Source organism: Endozoicomonas sp. SESOKO1, assembly GCF_024606265.1.
Taxonomy (GTDB): domain Bacteria; phylum Pseudomonadota; class Gammaproteobacteria; order Pseudomonadales; family Endozoicomonadaceae; genus Endozoicomonas.
The window spans coordinates 1-2,941 of record NZ_JAHHPP010000197.1; the positions used below are offsets into that span (position 1 = coordinate 1).

Consider the following 2,941-nt stretch of genomic DNA (forward strand, 5'->3'; position numbering starts at 1 on the left):
AGGGGATCAGACAAACATCACGATGCTCCTGCTGGTTTGCCCGCTGATAATTACGGATAGCCAGCAGGCCTGTATACTCCCCCTGGGCTCCTGAGTTTGGCTGCATGGAGATGGCGTCATAGCCGGTAATCTCCACCAGAGCCTGTTCCAGTTGCCGGATCATGGTCAGGTAACCCGGAACCTGGTCTTTGGGTGCGAAGGGGTGAATGCTGGAAAATTCAGGCCAGGAAACCGGCAGCATTTCTGCCGCAGCATTGAGTTTCATGGTGCATGAGCCCAGTGGAATCATGCCATGAACCAGTGAGTAATCCCTGTTTTCCAGCTGCTTCAGATAGCGCATCATATCCGTTTCCGAGTGATGGCTGTTGAATACCGGGTGACTCAGGACGCTGTCTGAACGTCGCAGTTCCGGTGAGAGTCCGATGGAATTCAAGGTATGAGACAGTTGGCTGTTATTGGCCGAGATCTGGCGGTCAATGGAGGCAATATCCAGCTCTTTGCCCTCACCCATAAAGATATTGAACAGTTCGATAATGTCTTCAGAGCGGGTGGTTTCATCAAGGCTGACACCTAACCGGTCAGAGCCAATACGGCGCAGGTTACAACCATATTTGAGCGCCCGCTGGATAATGGTTTCCTGCTCACTGCCTACCTTGAACGTCAGGGTATCAAAGAAGGTGTGGTTACACTGGAAGCCCATTTCAGTGAGTCCGTGATGGAGAATCCGGGTCAGGCGGTGTACCCGTTCTGCAATGGTTTTCAAGCCTTCCGGGCCATGGTAGACCGCGTAAGCGGCCGCCATATTAGCCAGCAGTGCCTGGGCGGTACAGATATTGGAGGTGGCTTTTTCCCGACGGATATGTTGCTCACGGGTCTGCATAGCCATCCGCAGGGCGGTATTGCCACGGCTGTCTTTGGACACCCCGATAACCCGGCCTGGGATTGAGCGTTTCAGTTTGCCGGTGGTGGCAAAAAAGGCAGCGTGGGGGCCACCAAAGCCCATGGGGACGCCAAAGCGCTGGCTGTTACCCAGGACAATATCAGCCCCCAATTCTCCGGGCGACTTAAGGAGCATCAGGGCCAGCAGGTCCGTGGCTACTGAAACCATAGCACCCTGTTGCTGGGTAATAGCCGCAATGCTTTCGATATCGGTGATGTTACCGTAAGTCCCCGGGTATTGAAGCTGCACCCCGAATACATCGTGATTGCCCAGTTCGGTATGAGGGTTACCAACGATGACGTTGATTCCCAGCCAGTCGGCACGGGTTTTAATCACATCAATGGTCTGTGGATGTACGTCATCGGCCACAAAGAATGTTGGTGAAGTAGCTTTGCTGCGTCCGACGCTGCGCAGGCAGAGGGTCATGGCTTCGGCGGCGGCAGTCGCTTCATCCAGAAGGGAGGCATTGGCAACTTCCATACCCGTGAGGTCCATAACCATCTGCTGGAAGTTCAACAACATTTCCAGCCGGCCTTGGGAGATTTCTGGCTGATAAGGGGTATAGGCGGTATACCAGCCGGGGTTTTCCAGTAGATTACGCAGAATGACATTGGGCACTTCGGTGTTGTAATAGCCCATGCCTATGTACGACTTGTTGACGGTATTTTGTCGGACAAGGGCATAGAGTTCGGCGAGGGCCTGCTGCTCGGTTTTTCCCACGGGAAGTGCTAATTCCCGGTTTAACCGGATACTGCCCGGAACGGTTTCATTGATCAGCTCTGTCAGCGATTGGAGTCCAAGACTTTCCAGCATGGCCTGCTGTTCCAGCTGGTCAGAACCTGTGTGACGATGGGTAAAGGCATCGTTTTGTTCCAGTTCTGCCAGTGTCGGCAGAGTAGAAGTGTGTTCAACGGCCATGTTGTCGTCCTGTTTTCACTCTTGCGTTGATTTTACTAAAGATTCTTTGAACTGACTGATTTGTTTCAAAAGACTCTGGTCAGTAGTGGAAATAAAAAACAGATGTTGTTTATAGCGGGCCTGGCTCAATCTGGCCCAATGGAGTCTCAGCACAGGACGACATTAACGGCCAGGCCACCGGTGGCGGTCTCTTTGTATTTATCCTGCATATCCAGCCCCGTCTGGCGCATGGTTTCAATCACGTCATCAAGGGATACCCGGTGCTGGCCGTCACCTTTCATGGCCAGACGGGCCGCATTGATAGCCTTGACAGCACCCATGGTATTGCGCTCAATGCAGGGAACCTGTACCAGGCCGGCGATGGGGTCACAGGTCAGGCCCAGGTTGTGCTCCATGCCGATTTCAGCGGCATTTTCAATCTGGCGGTTATTACCGCCCATCACCGCGCACAGAGCACCCGCTGCCATGGAGCAGGCCACCCCGATTTCCCCCTGGCAACCGACTTCGGCGGCGGAGATTGAGGCATTCTTTTTATAGAGCATGCCAATGGCTGCAGCAGTGGCCAGAAAGGTAACAATGCCCGCTTCACTGCTGCCGGGAACAAAACGGTCGTAATAGGCAAGAACCGCCGGAATAACGCCGGCTGCACCATTGGTTGGTGCAGTAACTACTCGACCACCAACGGCGTTCTCCTCATTGACGGCTATGGCGAACACACTGACCCAGTCCATGACTTCAAGATGATCCTGCTGGCCTGCGGAACGATTCAACAGTTCCTGATGCAACTGGTTTGCACGACGTTTGACGTTCAGTCCGCCAGGAAGTACGCCTGTCTGTTCACAGCCACGGTTAATGCAGCTCTCCATTACCTGCCAGATATGCAGCAATGCCTGCCGAATATTCTCCGATCTTCCCAGGTGTTTTTCATTCTCCAGGACAATTTCACTAATGGAAAGTCCGGTTCTGTCTCCGGCATCCAGAAGGTCCTGGGCATTATTGAAAGGAAAGGGGACTTGAATTTCTGTTGCAGGGGTCGTCTGATCGGCTTCCTGCTCATTCAATACGAAGCCTCCGCCCACGGAG

Annotated in this window: 1 protein-coding gene and 1 pseudogene; both read right to left on the reverse strand. The window is 53.5% G+C overall.

Going from position 1 to position 2,941, the window contains the following annotated elements; all coding sequences use genetic code 11:
• A pseudogene (locus KDK13_RS09390) lies at window positions 1-1,858 on the reverse strand (glycine dehydrogenase); the annotation flags it as partial.
• A 146-nt stretch (window positions 1,859-2,004) separates the two neighbouring features.
• Window positions 2,005-2,941: L-serine ammonia-lyase (locus KDK13_RS09395; RefSeq protein ID WP_257284719.1), on the reverse strand; the 937-nt coding region annotated here is incomplete at its 5' end.